Consider the following 19,235-nt stretch of genomic DNA (forward strand, 5'->3'; position numbering starts at 1 on the left):
GGCAGTACGGCTGAACCTTTTTATTTTCCGAAGGTGCCGAAATTGGAATTGGATAACCCCGTCATTCCCGACCCGTTGCTGGAAGCGCATCACGCGCACTGGGCGAAGCTGCGCCGCGATCTGCATGCGCATCCCGAATTGCGATTCGAAGAACACCGGACGGCCGATGTCGTCGCGAGCGAGCTCGAAGCGCTCGGCTATGAGGTATCACGCGGGCTGGGCGGCACGGGCGTCGTCGCGAGCCTGCCCGGCGCGGATCCTGCACGCGGGATCGTGCTGCGCGCCGATCTGGACGCGTTGCCGATCCACGAAGCCAACGACTTCGCGCATGCGTCGTGCACGCACGGGATCATGCACGCGTGCGGCCATGACGGCCATACCGTGATGTTGCTCGGCGCCGCACGCGTGCTGAAGGAACTGCCGCAGTTGCCCGGCAGCGTCCATTTCGTGTTCCAGCCGGGCGAAGAGGGCGGCGCGGGCGCGCGCAGGATGATCGACGACGGGCTGTTCGACCAGTTCCCGACGGAAGCGGTATTCGGTATGCACAACTGGCCCGGGCTGCCGGCCGGCCATTTCGGGTTGCGCACCGGGCCGATCATGGCGGCCGGCTCGCGCTTCAGAATCACGGTGACGGGCAAGGGCGCGCACGCGGCGCAGCCGCACCTGGGCATCGATCCCGTGCCGCTCGCATGCTCGATGGTGCTGCAATGTCAGACCATCGCCGCGCGGCACAAGGATCCGGTGGATCCCGCAGTCATCTCCGTCTGCATGTTCCATGCGGGCACCACGGACAACGTGATTCCGGACACTGCCGAGCTGCGCGGCACGATCCGCACGTTGTCGTCGGCGTTGCAGCAGAAGCTGCAGCGCGACGTGCGGCTCGCGTGCGAGGCGCTGGCGAGTGCCTATGGCGCGCAGGTCGACGTGGAGTTTTTCCAGTATTACCCGGCGACGGTCAACACGCCGGCCGAGACGGCGCTGTGCGAAGCGGTGATTCGCGACACGTTCGGCGACGCGCGCGTCGACCGCGACGTGCCGCCGAACATGACGTCCGAGGACTTCGGTTTCATGCTGGAGGAGCGGCCGGGCGCTTACGTGCTGATCGGCAACGCGCAGGACGGCGCGAGCGCACCGGCGCTGCACCACCCGAAATACGACTTCAACGACGAGATCATTCCGGCTGGCGTCCGCTATTGGGTTGCGTTGGCGCAGCACTACTTCGCGCGATCGCGATGATGCGCGACGCCGGCATTGAAGTCGGGCCGTGGCGCGCGACGACACTTTTATAAGAATTGCTTGATGAAACAGGAAAACGATATGAAGGATTCCGACACGATGCCGGCGGTTCGCTACCGGCGCTTCACCGCCGCGGACGTCCCCGCGGCCCATGCGCTTACCGTCGCGCTTCGCTGGCCGTTCAGGGCGGAAGACTGGCAGTTTTCCGCGGACACGTCGACCGCGTTCGCGGCTGAGGAAAACGGCGTGGTGATCGGCACGGCGATGTGCTGGAAGTACGGTGCCGATCGCGCCGCGATCGGGCATGTCATCGTGTCCGACGCGCATCAGGGGCGAGGCATCGGCCGCAAGCTGATGGAGCTGCTCATCGACGAATTGGGGCCGCGCGTCACGTTCCTGCATGCGACGCCGGCCGGCCGGCCGCTGTACGAGAAGCTCGGCTTCAACGTGTGCGGCTCGCTGGGCCAGTATCAGGGGAACGTGGTGCGGCCGGCCGACGTGGTTCTGCCAGAAGGCGTGCGGCTGCGCGCCGGATCGTCGGCCGACTGGCCGCGCCTCGTCGAGCTGGACGCGCGCGCGTCCGGCCTCCAGCGCGATGCGTTGATGGCCGCGCTGTTCCAGCGCGGTGAAAGCGTCGTGCTCGAACGCGATGGCGAGGTGGTCGGGTTTTCGGTGCTGCGGCGCTTCGGGCGCGGCGACGTGATCGGCCCGGTGGCCGCACCGCGCGCAAGCGACGATGCGTATGCGAAGGCGCTCGTCAGTCATTGGCTGACGCAACGGGAAGGCGAATTCGTCCGCATCGACGTACCGGACGGGACCAGTCTGCCGGACTGGCTGGTCGAACAAGGTCTGGCGCGGGTCGATACGTGTTCGAAGATGGTGCGCAACGCGCCGGCCGCAGCGCACGAAGGGCCGGCCGATCCGGCCTTCGGACAGTACGCGCTCGTCAGCCAGGCGATGTTGTAGCCCGCGGGATTGCCTCGCGCGCCCGGCCCGGCGTTGCCGGGCCCAGGCGGCGATCGCTTTACTTCACCGGGGTGAGAACCGGCGCGCCCTTGTTCTTGAGCAGCATCACGACGAATTTCGCCGGCTTCGTGCTGCTGGCGTTTCGTCCGACCGTGTGCACGTCGTCCGGTCCTTCATGGTACGTGTCGCCGGCATGGAGCGTGACCGTTTTCCCGCCGTTCAGGCCCATCACGATGCTGCCGTCGAGCACGTAGACGAAGGCGTGAGCATCGTGGCGATGCACGGGATCGACGGCCCCGGGCGGATAGTCCACGACGATCATTTCCACTTCCTTGCCCGGATACTCGGGCAACGGTTCCGTGGTCAGTTGCGTCACCGTGGCGTGCGGGGCGGCGGCGGCCGGCTGAACGGGGGCCAGGAGCGACAGCGCGAGCGGTGCAAGCGCGAGCATGAGGCGTTTCATGTCGTTACTCCAGGTTGGCCTTGTCGAGCCCGAACATCTTGTCGAACGAGCCGGGCACGACGCGGAAGGCGACGTTCAGCCGGTTCCAGCAGTTGATGGCGCCCACGAGGAAGGTGAGATCCGACAGTTCCTTCTCGGAATAGTGGCCCCGCACGCGTTCGTAGAGCTCGTCGGGCACGCCGTGCGACGGGATCTGCGTCAGCGCTTCGGTCCAGGCGAGCGCGGCGCGCTCGCGCGGCGAGAACAGCGTCGACTCGCGCCAGATCGCGACGTGATGCAGGCGCAGTTCGCGCTCGCCGTGGATCTTTGCCATCTTGGTGTGCATGTCGACGCAGAACGCGCAGCCGTTGAGCTGCGACGCGCGAATCTCGACGAGCTCGCGGATCGGCGTCTCGATCGTCGTCTTCTGAAACAGCCCGTCGAGTTCGACGAGCTTCTTGGTCAGCTCCGGCGATTGCTGGAAGTAGTTGATACGTTGCGTCATGATCGGTTCTCCTGAAATGTGGAATCGCGACTGCCGGCCCTGCATGTGGCGCCCCACGCACGGCCTGCCTGACAGCATCGTAATCGCGGGCCCCGCGGGCCAGTAGTGCCCGGCAGGTGCGCATTCTGTTGCCGCTTCGGCACCAATCCATGTCGGGGGCGCGGTCGATCTCAACCGCAGCGGGAACGCGCACGGTTCGCTACAGCGCGATGATCGTGTCGCCGCACGGCGCGCCTGCGTGTTCCCCGAGCATCGCCCTGAGATCGCGCTCGATCGTGCCGCACAGCGTCGAAATGGGCACGTCGTTCGCGCCGCCTTCGAACGGGTTCTCGGTGCTTTCGCCGACCTGATCGAGCGAGGTGTACATCCACGACACCGCGACACTGCACGGCACCACCAGCCAGACCATGTAGCCGTGCATGAAACCGCTCACGCCGTCGTTCAGCCGGTTGAACTCGTTCAGCAAACCGAACGGCAAAGACAGGCAGAAGAAGCGGACGAACAGCGAGCTGACGGTCGCGTACTGGCGCGGATACGGGAAATTCTTGAAACGCTCCGCGCGCGACTGGAGATCGGTGAAATCCCCGATCGTCTTGTGCAGGTCCATGTAGAAGCTCGTATCGAGGCGGCCGGCCGTGTGCAGCATCGCGAGGGTGCGGCGTTGCAGGCTCAGCACGAACGTCGCGATGGAAGCGGACGCGCACGCCTGTGCCGCTTCGGACGGTGACAGGTACGCCGGGAGCAGTTCCCGGATGTCCTGTTCCCACTCCGGCACGCGATAGAACCGGCGGTACTCCGCGTTGTAGCGCTTGTTCGTGCTTTCCCAGACGCGCGGGCGGCGCAAGTCGTAGCGCAGCGCGGTGAGCCACGCAAGGTGGCGATGGACGAGGGTTCGAGCGATCTCTTCGTCGCCGACGAAGTCCTGCACGACCTGCCCCCAGCGACGGCTTTTGCTCAGGATGCCGATCCAGATGTCCAGCGCGTCCGCGGCGCGGTTGTACGTCTGGACATTCTTGAAGCCGACGATGAACGACGTCGCGGTGCCGAGCAGCGCCACGATCGTCAGCGGGAGCGACAGCCATCTGACCGAAAAGACCGTGTACAGGACGACCGGGACGGTCCCGAAAGCGAGGAGCTCGTAAACTTTCCAGCGCGTCCAGATCAGGAATTCCGCCAGCTTGTAGGATTTTCCGAGATGCATGTCTTTGGCCTCATCGAGGACTAGGCGTGTCGCGAAACGCGCAGCGGGGCGGCCACGCACGAGGCGACGGCGGCGAAGGTCGCCGCCGCCGCACGACGCACGTCGGGTCAGTCGACGACGGTCACGAGATTGACGGCGCCTTGCCTGGCCATCTTGGCGTACGGGCACAGGCGCTCCGCGGCGCGCACCCGCTCTTCGGCGATGCTGCGCTCGACGCCGGGCATCCGGACGCGAACCTCGAAGATCAACGCATGACCGCCGTCCATCGGATCACGGCCGAACGCAACCCGGACCTCCACGACGGTCTCAGTTGGCGCCGCGCCCGCGCGTTGCTCGAGCAGGTTCAGGGCGCCGTGAAAGCACGCGGCGTAGCCGGCGGCGAGCAGCTGTTCGGGATTGGTGCCGCCGCCCGGGCCGCCGAGTTCGGCGGGCAGGCGCAGCTCGAGGGCAAGGCTGCCGTCGTCGGAGCGAACGACGCCCGACGCGCGGCCGTGCCCCGTCTCGCCGCCGGTCACGGTGACGCTCGTCGTATAGAGCGGCTGAAACGCGTGGCCCCGATACCGGTCGAGGAGGGAAAGCGGAGGGGCCTGGAGCTTCTTGTCGTCCATGATGCGTGCTCGAGTTCAGCGCCGCTTCGATTCCCGGTCAGTCGTGTGTCGAAGCGTGGGGCGAACGGGGCGGCGCGGCCCCGGGCAGATAGCGTGCGCCAGGCACGCGTGGCGCGAACGATCGCACGACTCCTGTGCGGCGATCTTCCGGTGCGGTGCGATCCCTGGCGGGTCTCCGGGAAAAGACGCCTCCATGCTAGAGGAGCACGATCGGCCACGGTATGGCCGTCCCGGGCGATTCAATGTTTCCCTTCGGGCACCAATCGGGATCGTGACGCGACGCCCGGCCGTTGCGCGCCGCGCGTCAGCGGTCCAGGCAGGCGCGCAGCGTTCGTGCGTGACGCTGCGCTTCGTCCGCGTCGACGATGTTCGCGAACCCGATGACGAGGCCGCGCGGCGTTTGTCGCGTGTGGCTGTTCGTATACCAGATCGACAGCGGCAGGACCGCCAGGCCGGCGACGCGCGCGCGGGCAGCGACGGCGACGTCGTCGACCGGTCCGTCGGGCCCGTCGGTGAACTGCACCGCGAACTGGATGCCGCCCGCCGGCAATTCGACGATCATCCGCTCGCCGAACGCCTGCCGCAGCGCGTGCACGATCAGCATGCGGCGCTCGCCGTACAGCGCGCGCATCCGCTTCAGGTGCCGCGCGAAGTGCCCCTGCTCGATGAAGTCGGCGAGGGCCGCCTGCAGCAGAGGCGGCGAACCGGCATTCATGCTGCATGCCACGCGCTCGACCCGCTCCACCGCGCGCTCGGGCACGACCGCGTAGGCGAGCCGCAGGCCGGGATACATCGCCTTGCTGAAGGTGCTGCAATAGATCACGTGATCGCGTCGGTCAAGGCTCTTCAGCGCCGGCAGCGGGCGGCCGAGATAACGAAACTCGCTGTCGTAGTCGTCCTCGACGATCCACCCCGACGTCCTGGCGGCCCAGTCCAGCAGCGCGATGCGGCGGGACAGCGACAGCGTATGCCCGAGCGGGCTCTGATGCGACGGCGTCACCAGCGCGAAGCGGGCCTGCGGGTCCAGTTGCATGCCGCGCGCGACGTCGATCCCTTCGTCGTCCACCGGCACGGGGACGAGCTGCACGCCGGTCTCGGACAGGAAGCCGCGGGCGAGCAGATAGCCGGGATCCTCGAACCACACGCGGTCGTTCGCCCGTGCGAGGCTGCGCAGCATCAGTTCCAGCGTGGCGCGGTAGCCGCCGGTGACGAAGACCTGGTCCGGCACGCAGGTCACGCCGCGCGACAGCGTCAGATAGGTGGCGATGTGTTCGCGCAGCGGCCGGTAGCCGGCGGGATTCGGATAGCCGAGCAGCGCGCGTTCGCCGCTGCGTGCGCGCAGCGACACGAGCCGGTGCCAGACCTTGCGCGGAAACGCATCGAGCGCCGGGAGCCCGGGTTGCAGCGGGCTCGGCTCGCCGCTCAGCGCGACGGCGATCGGCTGCGGGCGCCGCGGAGGCTGGAGGTCGGCGGGCGGGGTCGACGGGGCTGACCGGGCCAAAGGCGCCGAAGGAGCCGGCGTCGACGCCCGCGGCGGGGCCGCCGGTTCGCCGGGCCGGTTCGGCGGGGTACCGGTGCGCGGCGGCGACGCGCGGGTCAGCGAGATCGGCAAGGACGGCGAGACGAACGTGCCTGCCGCGCCGCGCATCTGCAGATAGCCCTCGTCGACCAGGATCGTATAGGCCTGTTCGACGGTGCCGCGCGCCGTGTTCAATTGCGTCGCCAGGCCGCGCAGCGCGGGTACGCGGTCGCCGGGGCGCAGGTGGCCGGCGGCGATCGCGGCCCGGAACCGCTCGCAAATCTGCAGATAGAGCGGCAACTGGTGCTGCCGGTCGATTTCAATGGTCAGCGGAAGAGTGGGCTCAGACATCGCGGCTTCTCAGGTAACGCACGCAGGGACAGGATCGGATCCAGCTTGGACTAGTCCGATCGCCGATTCTTGGCACTGATGGATAGGACATGATTCTTCCACAATTGCGTCACGCGATGCGACGGACATGACCGCCACCTCCGGATCCGGCACCCGTCACGCCCGGTCGCATTGCCGTCAAATTAAATCGTCAGGAGATTGTGCGATGAAAATCGTTGTCATCGGTGGTTCGGGCCTGATCGGCTCGCGTGTCGTCACGCTGCTCGCCGAAGCGGGTCATCAGGCGCTGGCCGCCTCGCCGAGCACCGGCGTCAATACCGTCACGGGAGAGGGCCTGGCCGAAGCATTGACGGATGCGGATGTCGTGGTGGACGTCGCGAATGCGCCGTCGTGGGAGCCGCAGGCGGTACTGGACTTCTTCCGCACGGCGGCACGCAATCTCGGCAAGGCCGAAGTGGCCGCGGGCGTGCGCCATCACGTCGCGCTGTCGATCGTCGGCTGCGACCGGATGCCGGAGAACGGCTATTTCCTGGCCAAGGTCGCGCAGGAGCAGGCGATCGAAGCGGCGGGCGTGCCGTACACGATCGTGCGCGCGACGCAATTCATGGAATTCATCGGCGGCATCGCGGACTTCAGCACGCAGGATGGCACGGTCCGCATCGGCGACGGCCTGTTCCAGCCGATCGCCGCGGAAGACGTGTCGGCGCTCGTCGCGCAGATCGCGCTTGCCGGGCCGCAGAACGGCACGGTCGAGATCGCGGGCCCGGATCGCGCGCCGTTCGCGGAGATCGTCGCGCGCTACCTGAAATCGGTCGGCGATCCGCGCGCGGTGGTGACCGACCGCGAAGCCCGCTACTACGGCGGCCGCGTCGAGGAAACCTCGCTGGTGCCGCTCGGGAAGGCGCGACTCGGCCGCATCGGCCTCGACGCGTGGCTGGCGCGAGGCTGATTCGCGTTCGCACATGTGACGGTTCGCAGGCGCCCGCGGATCGCGGGCAATCGGGATGATTGGCATGGGGGCAGCGGAAAATGAATCATTCGGAACCATCGGAGTACAGCGTGCGGCGCGACCTGGCCGGTCGCGCCAATGCCCTGTCGGCGAGCTTTGGCGCGAGCTATGCGGGCATCCTGGCATTCGTTGCCGTGGCGAGCGAGGGCAGCTTCACCAAGGCCGCCGAACGGCTCGGCGTCGGGCGGCCGGCCGTGAGCCGGAACGTCCAGAAGCTCGAGGCGCAACTGAGCACGCGGTTGTTCCAGCGAACCACGCGCACGACCGAACTGACGTGCGAGGGCCGGCGCTTCTACGAGAACTGCCATCAGGGCGTCGCGCAGATCGTGGAAGCCATGAACGACATGCTCGAGTTGCGGCAGGGGCCGCCGCGCGGCCTCATTCGCATCAGCTCGGCCGTGGGCTTCGGCAGGAAGATCGTGGCGCCGCTGCTGGCCAAATTCGCGGACGCGTACCCGGACATCGACATCGACCTGCTGCTCGACGACCGGCCGATCGACCTGGTGTCCGAGCGGATCGACGTGTCGTTCCGCAACGGGCGCATCGAGGATTCCAGCATCATCGCGCGCCAATTGATTCCGATGCAGATGGCACTCTGTGCGGCGCCGTCGTACGTGGCGACGCACGGGCTCCCGCAGAGCCTGGAAGATCTCGACCGGCACGCGTGCATCAATTTCAGGTTCGCGAGCGGACGCCTGTTCGAATGGGAGTTCAATGTCGACGGCCGCCCGCGGAAGTACCTGCCGACCTCGCGCCTCACGTTCAACGACGCGGACCTGGTATTGCGCGCGGTGCTGAACGGAGCGGGCATCGCACAGTTGGCGGGCTACCAGATCCGCGACCATCTCGCATCGAAGGCGCTCGTCGTCGCGCTGGCGAAGCATGTGCCGGAAGATCGCGGCCATTACATCTGCTATCTGAGCCGGCAACACCTGCCGACGCGCATCCGCATCTTCGTCGATTTCATGACCGAGCAGATTCGCGCGCTCGACCTGAACTGCATGACGCAGTTCAACCGGGATCTCACGGTTGCTTCGTCGCCGGGATTGGCGGCTTGAAGAATAAAGGGCTTGGGGGAAGCGGGCGGTCCGGCGGCTTGCATGGACATCTTCCACCGGCCACGATTTTTTCATCGGTCGAAGCAACGACGAACCACGCAGGGCAAGTCGAGTGCGCAAAGCCGCCTGCCGAATGATCGATAAAGTGTTTTAATGAATTGGCGGTTTATTCAATGTCGCGCAATTAAAGCCGAGACAAAACAGGCTGAAATTAAAAACGAATCGGGCGTTTGATTAAAATTAAAAAACTATCAATGCGGGACGTTTATTTTTCAGGTTTTTGCGGATAAGGTTCGGTTCGGTGAAAGTGATTTGTCAGAAAACGCGGCGATTCATCATCGCGTGCCGCGGTTTCATCGGGTTGCCGCTTTTGCCGATCAGTGTGCGCGACGCCGTGTCGACAGGAACCCCTGCCGGGGATCCTGCGGCAGGCCCGACACGCGCATATCCGTTCCGACATCGACGTCATGAGGGCTCATGAACAAGATCATCCGCAGATACGTTGCTTCCGTGGTGCCATGCGCGTTGACCGGCGTGGCACTGCTGGTCGCGGCGGCCGGTGCTCACGCGCACGGCCGTTTGACCGAACCGCCTTCGCGTATCGTGCTGTGCACGCAAGGGCAGAATCCGAACTGTCACGTCGACGCGTGGCACGCGAACGCGATGGAGAACGGCAAGTTCTTCCCCGCGACGCAAAGCGGCCTGTCCGATCCGTTCGCGCCGGCCGACGCGAAGAATGCCGCACCGCCGCCGGACGGCGAAATCGCCGGCGCCAGCACCAATGGCCCGCTGCCCGTGCTGAACGAGCAGTCGCCGAGCCGCTGGCAGAAGATCCCGCTGCGGCCGGGCGCGTTGCAGAATTTCAAATGGGAATTCAGCGCCGTGCACAAGACCCGTCGCTGGAACTACTTCATTACACGCGCCGACTGGAACCCGTCGGAAAAGCTGACGCGCGCGCAGTTCGAGCCCACGCCGTTCTGCACGATCCAGAATCCCGGCCAGCCTTACTGGGACCCGAACGCGAACCTGGTGCCGCAGCAGCCGACCATTCACCAATGCCGGTTGCCGGTGCGTAGCGGTTACCACGTCATCCTGGCGGTCTGGGAAGTCGCGGATACGGCGATGGCGTTCTATCAGGTCGTCGATGCGACGTTCACCAACGGCGATACGACTCGCAGCCCGTTCTGATACGGCTGCGACATGGCGCGCCCGGCGATGGCCGGGGCGTCATGAATGGAAGAACGCCGCTCAGGAGCGCGGATGCGCTCGCCGACCGACCGGGCAGTGTTCAGCCCGGCTTGCCGAAGCAGCCCCATCATTGCCTCTCCGCCCACCCGCGCGACGCCGTCTTACGGCCGGATCGCATCGCCTGAATTTCGTCGATTTGAACAATCAGTCGGATGGCTGCGAGCTATCCGTTTGAATTATCGAATCGCGACAATTGCAATATGGCGATGCGATCACGTGAATATTTCGGGTTCCGATATTGATGGAAATAATCGATTCCAGGGTTGATGCCTGATAATTATGTAGTATAACAAATCGAAGTGCCGGCGCTGGATTGAAGGATCACTACATCGGCCGTCGAATTGTTTTCCGTCGTTGAGATAAAGACGGAATCAATATCGGAATTTTTCTTCAAGTGGCAATTTGTAAGGTTGATTTCTTTTGAATTCGACCTGGGCGGAGCTTTGTCAATCGAAAGGGGAAATCATGAGCCAGACCGGAATCGAGGGCATGAAAATGAAGCGCAACCAGCAAACCGGAATCGTGCGGCGATCGACCTTGAGGGGCGCGCTGGCGCTTCTGCTGGCAGGGTCGTTGTTAGGCACCGGCGCTGCCGCGGCGGGTGCCTTGGGTACATCGGGTACCGGCACGGCGCCGGCATTCGTCTATAGCCCGTACAAGGACGCGACGATTTCGATGAACTGGAACACGAACGTCATCTCGACGAACGTCACGGGTCAGCTGAGCCCGGTGCTGTCGGTGCTGCCAACCGGTGTCCGTACGCTGACGCTCGCGTTCGCGACCGGTGAATGCGGCAGCGAGAACTGGGCGGGCGTCGACGGCGGCGCGATGGCGGCTGCCAATGTGCCGCTCTTCACCGCGGCCAACGTGAATTACGTGATTTCCACCGGCGGCGCGGCCGGCATGTTCACGTGCGGGACGGATGCGGGCATGGCGGCCTTCATCGATCGTTATGCATCGAGCAACCTGATCGGCATCGATTTCGACATCGAGGGCGGGCAGACGCAACAGGTGATCAACGATCTCGTCCAGCGCGTGGCCGTCGCCCAGCGGAAATATCCCGGCCTGCGCTTCAGCTTCACGTTGGCGACACTGGCGCCTTCCCAGCAGGGCGCGAGCACGGCAAGCTCGTGGGGTGCCAGCGCCCCCGACAGCTTCAACATATACGGCGACTGGGTCATGCAGGCGATTCAGGCGGCCGGCCTGAAGAACTACACCATCGACCTGATGACGATGGACTACGGGTCGGCTAGCGCGGGGAACTGCGTGGTCGCGAACGGCACCTGCCAGATGGGGCAGTCGGCGATCCAGGCCGCGATGAACCTGCACGATCACTGGGGCGTACCGTACAGCCAGATCGAGCTGACGCCGATGATCGGCGGCAACGATGTGGTCGGCGAAACCTTCACGCCGGCGGACGCGGACACCGTGGCGCAGTTCGTGAAACAGAACGGTCTCGCGGGTGTCCACTTCTGGTCGTTCGACCGGGACGTCGATTGTCCGCCCGGCGCCGCATCGTCGACGTGCAATTCGATCGGCGGTGTCGGTACGCTCGGTTATACGAACCGGTTTGCCAACCGCCTGGCGCCCGGTAAATGAACGAAGCCGGGCAGGGAGGAGACCATGCGGGCCGCCCGGATGATGGCGACGACGTTTCGCATGGTCTCCGATTTCCTCGACCGGCAACCGGAGGCGCCGCTGTCGTCGCGGGCCGGGCCGCCGGCACCCGACGGATGCGCTCGCTAGGGCGGAGCGTCAGCGTCCGCCCTGGGACGACGCGCCACGCTTGTCGAAGAAGTGCCCCATCAGTTCGAGCAGCGGCCGGCGTCGCTTGGTCACGGCGAATGCCCACTCGTGGGTCTGGCGCGGCGCCTCGGCCGTCGAGACTGCATCGAGCAGCCGTTGTGCGCGAGGCAGGTCGTACCACGGCAACCAGGGGTACGCATGATGGGCGACGTGAAGGTTGAAATTCAGGATCACCCAGCGTGACCAGAGGGGAACGTTGGCGCAGCTGTGCGACACCACGTCCTGCTCCCAGAGCGGCGGGCGTGCCGCGTCGTCGGCCAGCAGCGGGATCTCGGCGTGATGCGGAAGGTTGAGCAGTTCGACGGCCATTAGCAACACGATCCACAGGATCGTCGAGAACGCGATGAGGCTGCCGAGCACGCCCGCACGATACGCCAGCGCGCCGACCGCCGCATAGCCGGCCAGGTAGAGCGCGCTGAATGCGATCTCGGTATTCGATTTCGCGCGATACGCAGGCGTATCGCGGTGCAGGAACGGTGCGATCCAGTGGCTGAGGAAATGATTGAACGCCATCATCGGGATCCAGTGCCGCCAGATGAATTCGAGCGTACGCGCGCCGCGTTCCGTCATCACGGAAAACTTCTGGATCATCTTGCGATTCTCCGGATCCCGTGTCGGGTGCGCGGTCCACGCGTGATGGCCCAGATGCGATCTGCGCCGCGGCAGGTACGGCAATCCGATGATCCATCCGCAGAGATGGCCGATGGCCTCGTTGCACGCGCGAGTACGCGATGCGGCGTTGTGCAGTGCCTCGTGCAAGATCAGATAGAGGTGAATCAGCGCGAGCGTGGCGAGGACGAGCGCGGCGATGCGTCCGGGCCCGCCGGCGAGCCAGAGCACCCACGCAGCGGCAAGCAATGCGACATCGGCGAACCAGAGCGCGAGCGTCAGGTGTCCGGTGGGTCCGTTCGGCAATATTGCCTTGACCGAGCGCCATTCGTCTTGGGTCATGTGCTACCTCGATTAAGTGGATTGATGGGGGGCGCGATGCGTGGCCGGCGCGGATCTCAGGTGGACAGGATGCGTTGGCCGATCTCGCGGTAGGCGGCATCGAGCCCGTCGATGTGTGCGTCGAGTCCGTTCTTGCTCGCGAACCCGTTGTCGCGCCGGGCGAGCAGCAGGCAGTCGTAGCGCGCGCCGCGGCTCCAGTGCCACGCCGGCAAATAGGCCGTGATGCGGAAGCCGGCTTCGAGCATCGCCTTGACCAGCGTCAGCTTGTCGGCGAGCACGATCGCGCCGACATAGGCCGTCGTGCCGCGCCGTTTCAGGAAACGCAGCAGGTCGGCCGTGACGTCGCGCTCGGTCATGAACGGGCCGCCTGCATGCTGGCAGAGATAGATCGCATCGGCCCGCTCGTCGACACGAAACGTGAAGTCGTCCGCGCACTCGTGCCCATGCCCCCAGAAACAGGTATCGGGATACGGTGCCGGCGTACCGGCGACACCGAGCGGCTCGAAGATCGCGCCGCGCAGGATGTCGGACTCGCGGAAGATCGGGGAAAGCGGCAGGCAATGCCTGAAGCTTGGCGAGCGGAATTTCTCGAGCGCGATGACGTGATGTTCACGCACGCCGTGCGCGCTGTCGGGTGACCCGTCGTGTCCGACCACGACGCCATCGAGATGACGCAGCAACGCACGCAGCGCGATATCGGTGCGGGCAATCGCGAACGCCAGGTCGTGATCCGCGGCCGGCAACGTGTCGATCGCGGATTGCATCAGCGCCGACAGGACGCCCAGGTGACGATGGTGCCGGGAAATCATCGCGCGGCCGTATTCCCACGAGCGATTCTGCGCGTTGTAGCTGACGCTCATGCAACCGATCGTGGCTTGCGTCTCCTCTTCGGCGACAAACCACAGCTCCGATTTGTTCGAGACGGCGCGCCTCACGTAGCCCGCATCGAGACAGGGGTGCGACGAGTCGCCGTATTCCCGTTCGAACAGCGCGCAGATTCCCGATGTGTCCGACACCGTTCCGCGGCGTATCCGGAGTGGCCGGTGGCGGGCGCCGTTGGGCTCGACGCGGTTCCCGCCCGCGGTGCGGCCATCAATTGAATTCATTGCCTTGCTTGCCCTGGTGATGGTGGGGGATTGCGCGAATCGAGAGGCGACCCGCGCATCGTCGGCGACGACTTTAATTATCCTTACGTTTGATTGTCAAACAAATTCAATCTATTTATTCATTGTTGATTTCATTTGAATGATGAGGCTGATGGTTGTCGAAAACGAGCGCGATGTCATGAAATGAATGGCTGATATCGGCTTGTGTGGCGGGTCTCGGGGAGGAGGCTCGTGTCGCCATGAAAATGGATTGAAGAGATGAAGGTGGCATCCACGAATTGTCTTCATGAATTGAATAATGCATTGGAGTGGTTGAAATGCTGTAAATAAAAATATCGTGACATCGGTTCCATTTTGGGTTCTGGAAATCAAAGTCATTTTTATTTTTGCTTTTGATGCGTTAACGGTGTTCAATGCAAAAAATCCGATTTTTCCGGATGCGGTCGCCGCGCGTCGGCGGTTCTTGACCATCACGAGGTTGACGGCTTGCCGGCGCCCCACCATGCCCACAAAAATCGACAAATCGGAACAGATGGGCGCAGTGTTCCCGCCTACCATCCGCACGTACCTCGCGCATTCGCGCACCACCGCAGTATCGGCAGATGCATCGCCCGCATTCCGCTGCACGTGTCTCCCTCGCACCCTCGCATCCTGACAAGCCGCCCAACAGGCAAAGGATTCGCCATGTCCGCAAGATCGTTCGCTTCATTCGTGCTGATGCTGCTGCTCGCGGCGTGCGGAGGCGACTCCGATTCGTCCGCGCCCGGCAGCGCATTCGCGGCCACCTCCGTGCGCGCCTCGCAGGGCGCCGCGTGGAAACCGCTCGTGCCGGGCACGAGCTGGCAATGGCAGATCGACGGCAACCGGATCAACGAGACGGTGCTGGACGGCGTGAACAACCCGCGCAAGATGTTCGACGTCGACATGGAGCTGACCGATGCCGGCACGATCCAGCGCCTGAAGGCGAAGGGCATCTATGTCGTCTGCTACATGGAGGTGGGCGGGCGCGAGGACACGCGTGGCGATGCCGGCAAGTTTCCGGACAGCGTGCTCGGCAACCCCGTCGAAGGGTATGAGGATCACGAACGCTGGCTGGACATCCGCCAGACCGCGATCCTGATGCCGCTGATGCTGGCGCGGCTCGACCAGGCGAAGAAAAAGGGCTGCGACGGCATCGAGCCGGACCTCGACGACAGCTATCGCCAGGAAACCGGCTTTCCGCTGACGCGTGACGATCAGTTGCGGTACAACACGGCGCTGATCGCCGCCGCGCACGATCGCGGGATGTCGATGGGCCTCAAGAACGGTTCGGGTATCGCCACCGCGATGGCGAAAGTGGCCGACTGGGCGCTCAACGAGCAATGCAACAGGTTCCACGAGTGCGGTGACTACGCGAGCTTCATCGCGCTGAACAAGGCCGTGTTCAATGTCGAGTACACGCGCCCGGACGGCATGACGCTCGCGGCTTTCTGCCCGGCGGACAACCAGGCCAATTTCGACGGCATTCTGAAACTGTCGAGCGACACGCTGGCGGCGCTGCCGCGCGCGGCTTGCCGGTTCGAGTGAGCGGCGGCGCGCGTCGCCGAGTGCGATCGCATCGGCCGCGATGACGACGCGGGCATCGCGACTGCGCGCACGGACGGGTGCGTGCGCCCAGGCATCGGTGCGGCATCGACAGCATTCCGGTTCGCGGCCCGCGTCGCCCGGGCCGGCCATTGACGCAGGTCAACCGCATTCCCCACGCAGGCCATACAGTCGAGTCGAGCGCTCGCGCGATGCCGCACGCCACTGCGCGCCGCATGCGGGATGGCGGCGGCGACGGGGCCGGATTCGCGCCGGGCGTGTTCATGCCGCCCGCTGGCGGGCGGAACGCGATGCGTTGCGGGGCAGGGTGATGAACCAACGGTTATGGGCGCTCGGCGTGCTCCTTGCATTGGCCGCGTGCGCCGGCGCGGAACGGAACGCGGCCTTCCGGTCGACGGAAACGCAGTTGTTCGCGACGCGCCAGGCCGCGGTGCTGCAGTGTTCGACGCCTGCCGAATGCGACCGCGCATGGCACTTCGCACGCGGCTACGTCGAAGCGCATTCGTCGACCCGGATCACGCGCGCCGATGCGGACACGATCGAAACGGCGGCGCCGATTCTGGCCGGAGAAGTGTATCTGTGGGCCTCCCGAACGACGTCGGGCGGCGCGTCGATGATCCGGCTCAAGGCGATGTGCAAGGGCATGTACGCCGGCGACGGCGGCCCGGGCTGGCGGTACGACGCGTGCGCGGCGAAGATCCTCGACATCGAGCGAGGCTTCCGGTCATACGGGAACCCGGCGCGTTCGTCCGACGTGCCGACGGCGCCGGTCGTGCCGCGATGATCCGGCGTCTCGCGTCCGTGCGTCTGCCGGTTTCCGCGTGATTCCGAACCGTTGACCTCCGTCAACGCCCGTTTCCGGCGAACGCCGATGATGAAAACCAGGCCGAACGCCGCCGGCGCATCGGGTCATCCAGCGAGGTCGGTATGTACACGAACATCATGGTCGCCGTGGACGGCAGCCCTTCATCGCAACGCGCGCTCGACGAGGGCTTGAAGGTGGCGCGCTCGTGCGGTGCGCGCCTGTTCGCCGTTTTCGTCGTCGACAAGTCGTTGCTGATCACTTACAGCGGGCGCCTGGACCCGGATGCATTGCTCGACGAGATCCGGCGCGACGGCGCGTCGGTCCTGCGACACGTCGAACGAACCATCGCGCATGCTGCGGTCAACGGCGAGACGGAACTCGTCGAGACCGAGCTGGGCGAGAGTGTCGCCGAACGGCTGCAGCGCTACGTCGCCGAGCGGTCGATCGATCTCGCGGTGGTCGGCACTCACGGGCGGCGCGGGGTCCGGCGGCTGTTCCTCGGCAGCGTCGCCGAACGGTTCCTGCGCGGATCGAGCTGCCCGGTCCTGCTCATGCGCGGCACCGACGCCGCACCGGCCGCGGCGGCGGCGTAGGGCCGCCATGCACGCAGCGCCGCCAGCCGGCGCCTGCCCGTGCGCAACCTGCCGAGGTGGCCATCATGCAGATCTCGTTTCCTTCCGAACATCCGACGTATTGCGGCCTGGATCCGGCACTGACCTTTCCGGCGCTGGTCGAAGGCCACCGCGTGCGCTGCGCGATTACCGCGGAAGCGCTGGAGGATCACTTCCGCGCGGCGTCGCCGTGCGAGCAGGATCTCGTGGATGCGTTTGCCCGCCACCGTCCCGCGATCGAGCGCGCCGCACGCTGCCTGCTCGAGGAGATGGGCGGGCGGCCGATTCTGCTTCACAGCGGCTATTTCCGGTTCTGCACGTGAGCGCCCGCAGTCGTTGACGCGCATCAAGCGCGTGCCGATACGGGCACTTACGCTGGAATCCTGATGATCGTTCGTCCGTTGTGCGGCACACGGTGCCGCGCCAATCCGGTCTTCATCATGGCGTCGCGCGGGCGGGACGAACGCGCGGGCCGCTTGTCTATCGTTCAAGGAGTGCGAACCATGAGCAATGTCACGCGTTACGATCCGTTTTCGATCGAACCCGTCGCCGACCTGTTTCAGGGGCTGTTCAGGCCGCTGCGCGGAATGACGCTGACGGACGAGCCCGATCTGGCCTCGATGAAGATCGACGTGACGGAAAGCGACGAGGCGTACAAGGTCAACGCGGAACTGCCGGGCGTCGCCAAGGACGACATCGACGTCCAGGTGACGGGCAGCACCGTATCGATCCACGCGAAGATCGAGCGCAACCAGGAGCAGAAGGAGGGCGAACGCGTGATCCGGCGCGAGCGCTACAGCGGCGCGATCAGCCGCTCGTTCTCGCTGTCGGGCGAGATCGACGACGCGAACGCGACGGCGACTTACCAGGACGGCGTGCTGTCGCTGACGCTCCCGAAGAAGGCGCCGGTCGCGCAGAAGAAACTGGCCATCAGCTGATCGGAGAGCAGGCAGCGGGCGATGCGGGCACGCGTCGTCCGAACGGAGATACCGGCGCGCGGAGCGATCCGCGCGCCGTTTCATTGTGGCGGTCGCGCGAACGCCTGCGCATTCGATCCGGTGCCGCCGGCGCGGGAGCGCTCCGTCTGCGCGTCGGGCGGCGTCCGTTGACCTGCATCAGCGATCCCCGGCCGCGCGTGTGCAACTCTGGAGATGTGCGGCGGACTGGCGCGCCGCGGCTCACAGGAGTGCAGGCGATGAAGACCGACAAGCAGTTGAAGCAGGACGTTCAGGACGAACTGGAGTCCGACCCGGCGATCGACGCGACACGTATCGGTGTCGAGGTGGTCAACCGGATCGTGACGCTCTCGGGTCATCCGCCGAGCTATGCGGAGAAGCTGGCGATCGAGCGGGCGGCGAACCGCGTGGCCGGCGTCAAGGCGCTCGTCGTCGACATGACCGTGCATCTGCCGGACGACGACGTCCGCACCGACGAGGACATCGCGAACGCGGTGCGTTCGGTGCTGCACTGGACGGTCGGGCTGCACGACGACGCGGTGAAGGTGCAGGTCGAACACGGCTGGATCACGCTGTCCGGCAGGGTCGAATGGGCGTACCAGAGCCACCTCGCCGTGCGGGCGATCTCGCAGATGCGCAGCGTGACCGGCGTGACCGACCATATCGCGGTGCAGGGGACGATCGGTTCGGCCGACATCGGCGGCAACATCAAGCGCGCGATCATGCGCCATGCGGAGCGCGAGGCGAAGCACATCGCGATCGAGGTGCGCGACGGCACGGTGCGGCTGTCCGGCAAGGTCGGCTCGTTCTCCGAGCGCAAGGCCGTGCGCGGGGCGGCATGGTCGGCGCGCGGCGTGCGCGCCGTCGTCGACGATCTGGTCGTCGAGTAACGCCGGCAAGCGGCAACCGGATGCGCAGTGCGCGCGGAAAGGGGAATCAAATGACATTGTCAGGCGAGGTGCACGACGCGGACTGGTCGGTGGCGATCGAGACGATCGTCGCCGGAACGGGCGGCTATCGTTGCAGGATCCACGTGACGCTGGTGTCGCCGGAGGGCGCGTGCGAGCGTACGTTCGCGCACAGCCGGACCCACGGCACCGAGCGCGAAGCCGCGATCGACGGGCTGCGCGTCGGGATGACGTGGGTCGAAATGAGGAAGTCGAACACGTTCACGGTGTGAGGTCGCGGCGCCCGTGCACGTGTCGCACGGGTGCCGGCGTTTCGTTCGCCACGCGACGCAACCGGCGTCGCATCGCGTGTGCATCGACATCGA

21 protein-coding genes are annotated in these 19,235 nt (G+C 65.5%); 13 read left to right on the forward strand and 8 right to left on the reverse strand.

Annotated features, from left to right (window positions below):
* The first annotated feature begins 48 nt into the window (after positions 1 to 48).
* Together CFB40_RS36650 and CFB40_RS36655 are read left to right on the forward strand one after the other, a co-directional pair.
* A complete protein-coding gene (locus tag CFB40_RS36650) occupies positions 49 to 1,236 on the forward strand; it encodes a M20 aminoacylase family protein (protein WP_089434161.1) in 1,188 nt (395 codons plus the stop codon).
* 81 nt (positions 1,237 to 1,317) lie between these two features.
* Complete coding sequence (locus CFB40_RS36655; RefSeq protein ID WP_256976989.1) at positions 1,318 to 2,202, forward strand: GNAT family N-acetyltransferase; 885 nt, start codon at positions 1,318 to 1,320, stop codon at positions 2,200 to 2,202.
* A 58-nt stretch (positions 2,203 to 2,260) separates the two neighbouring features.
* On the opposite strand, the gene CFB40_RS36660 is transcribed toward CFB40_RS36655, so the two are convergent.
* From CFB40_RS36660 to pdxR, 5 genes are all read right to left on the reverse strand, one after another.
* Complete coding sequence (locus CFB40_RS36660; RefSeq protein WP_089429382.1) at positions 2,261 to 2,665, reverse strand: cupin domain-containing protein; 405 nt, start codon at positions 2,663 to 2,665, stop codon at positions 2,261 to 2,263.
* Positions 2,666 to 2,669: 4 nt separating this feature from the next.
* Positions 2,670 to 3,149: a carboxymuconolactone decarboxylase family protein gene (locus tag CFB40_RS36665; protein ID WP_046546535.1), complete on the reverse strand. Its 480-nt coding sequence runs from the start codon at positions 3,147 to 3,149 to the stop codon at positions 2,670 to 2,672.
* 199 nt (positions 3,150 to 3,348) lie between these two features.
* A complete protein-coding gene (locus CFB40_RS36670; RefSeq protein ID WP_089434163.1) occupies positions 3,349 to 4,350 on the reverse strand; it encodes a bestrophin family protein in 1,002 nt (333 codons plus the stop codon).
* A 107-nt stretch (positions 4,351 to 4,457) separates the two neighbouring features.
* Entirely contained in the window at positions 4,458 to 4,958 is a 501-nt protein-coding gene (locus tag CFB40_RS36675; RefSeq protein WP_089434164.1) for an Ohr family peroxiredoxin, read from the reverse strand.
* 304 nt (positions 4,959 to 5,262) lie between these two features.
* Positions 5,263 to 6,828: a MocR-like pyridoxine biosynthesis transcription factor PdxR gene (gene pdxR / locus CFB40_RS36680; RefSeq protein ID WP_089434165.1), complete on the reverse strand. Its 1,566-nt coding sequence runs from the start codon at positions 6,826 to 6,828 to the stop codon at positions 5,263 to 5,265.
* 205 nt (positions 6,829 to 7,033) lie between these two features.
* Between pdxR and CFB40_RS36685 the strand changes: the two genes are divergently transcribed.
* From CFB40_RS36685 to CFB40_RS36705, 4 genes are all read left to right on the forward strand, one after another.
* Positions 7,034 to 7,777 (forward strand): SDR family oxidoreductase, encoded by a 744-nt coding sequence (locus CFB40_RS36685; protein WP_089434166.1) that lies wholly within the window; start codon positions 7,034 to 7,036, stop codon positions 7,775 to 7,777.
* An 80-nt stretch (positions 7,778 to 7,857) separates the two neighbouring features.
* Entirely contained in the window at positions 7,858 to 8,895 is a 1,038-nt protein-coding gene (locus tag CFB40_RS36690) for a LysR family transcriptional regulator (protein WP_089434167.1), read from the forward strand.
* Between the two features lie 477 nt (positions 8,896 to 9,372).
* Positions 9,373 to 10,083 carry a lytic polysaccharide monooxygenase gene (locus CFB40_RS36695; RefSeq protein ID WP_244115330.1) on the forward strand — a complete coding sequence of 237 codons (711 nt, stop codon included), beginning with the start codon at positions 9,373 to 9,375 and terminating at the stop codon, positions 10,081 to 10,083.
* A gap of 666 nt (positions 10,084 to 10,749) precedes the next feature.
* Entirely contained in the window at positions 10,750 to 11,742 is a 993-nt protein-coding gene (locus tag CFB40_RS36705; RefSeq protein WP_256976990.1) for a chitinase, read from the forward strand.
* A 156-nt stretch (positions 11,743 to 11,898) separates the two neighbouring features.
* Here the strand turns inward: CFB40_RS36705 and CFB40_RS36710 are convergent, their stop codons facing one another.
* The 3 genes from CFB40_RS36710 to CFB40_RS38480 form a co-directional block, all read right to left on the reverse strand.
* Positions 11,899 to 12,900: a fatty acid desaturase family protein gene (locus tag CFB40_RS36710; protein ID WP_089434168.1), complete on the reverse strand. Its 1,002-nt coding sequence runs from the start codon at positions 12,898 to 12,900 to the stop codon at positions 11,899 to 11,901.
* Positions 12,901 to 12,956: 56 nt separating this feature from the next.
* Positions 12,957 to 13,760, reverse strand: a complete 804-nt coding sequence (locus CFB40_RS36715; protein WP_256976991.1) for a hypothetical protein — start codon at positions 13,758 to 13,760, stop codon at positions 12,957 to 12,959.
* Positions 13,761 to 14,117: 357 nt separating this feature from the next.
* The gene (locus CFB40_RS38480; protein WP_143329956.1) at positions 14,118 to 14,633 is read right to left on the reverse strand and encodes a hypothetical protein; all 516 of its coding nucleotides are present in this window, start codon (positions 14,631 to 14,633) and stop codon (positions 14,118 to 14,120) included.
* A gap of 57 nt (positions 14,634 to 14,690) precedes the next feature.
* Here CFB40_RS38480 and CFB40_RS36720 point away from each other — a divergent pair, with 57 nt between their 5' ends.
* The 7 genes from CFB40_RS36720 to CFB40_RS36750 all read left to right on the forward strand — a co-directional run bounded on the left by CFB40_RS36720 (position 14,691) and on the right by CFB40_RS36750 (position 19,142).
* Positions 14,691 to 15,572 (forward strand): endo alpha-1,4 polygalactosaminidase, encoded by an 882-nt coding sequence (locus tag CFB40_RS36720; RefSeq protein ID WP_089434170.1) that lies wholly within the window; start codon positions 14,691 to 14,693, stop codon positions 15,570 to 15,572.
* A gap of 328 nt (positions 15,573 to 15,900) precedes the next feature.
* Complete coding sequence (locus CFB40_RS36725; protein ID WP_089434171.1) at positions 15,901 to 16,374, forward strand: hypothetical protein; 474 nt, start codon at positions 15,901 to 15,903, stop codon at positions 16,372 to 16,374.
* Between the two features lie 143 nt (positions 16,375 to 16,517).
* Complete coding sequence (locus CFB40_RS36730) at positions 16,518 to 16,988, forward strand: universal stress protein (protein WP_089429393.1); 471 nt, start codon at positions 16,518 to 16,520, stop codon at positions 16,986 to 16,988.
* Positions 16,989 to 17,053: 65 nt separating this feature from the next.
* Positions 17,054 to 17,329, forward strand: a complete 276-nt coding sequence (locus CFB40_RS36735) for a DUF1488 domain-containing protein (RefSeq protein ID WP_089429394.1) — start codon at positions 17,054 to 17,056, stop codon at positions 17,327 to 17,329.
* A gap of 180 nt (positions 17,330 to 17,509) precedes the next feature.
* Positions 17,510 to 17,944, forward strand: a complete 435-nt coding sequence (locus CFB40_RS36740; protein ID WP_089429395.1) for an Hsp20/alpha crystallin family protein — start codon at positions 17,510 to 17,512, stop codon at positions 17,942 to 17,944.
* 257 nt (positions 17,945 to 18,201) lie between these two features.
* Positions 18,202 to 18,852 (forward strand): BON domain-containing protein, encoded by a 651-nt coding sequence (locus CFB40_RS36745; protein ID WP_039353456.1) that lies wholly within the window; start codon positions 18,202 to 18,204, stop codon positions 18,850 to 18,852.
* Positions 18,853 to 18,902: 50 nt separating this feature from the next.
* Positions 18,903 to 19,142, forward strand: a complete 240-nt coding sequence (locus CFB40_RS36750) for a hypothetical protein (RefSeq protein ID WP_089429396.1) — start codon at positions 18,903 to 18,905, stop codon at positions 19,140 to 19,142.
* Positions 19,143 to 19,235 lie beyond the last annotated feature (93 nt).

The organism is Burkholderia sp. AU31652, from assembly GCF_002223155.1.
Taxonomy (GTDB): Bacteria; Pseudomonadota; Gammaproteobacteria; order Burkholderiales; family Burkholderiaceae; genus Burkholderia.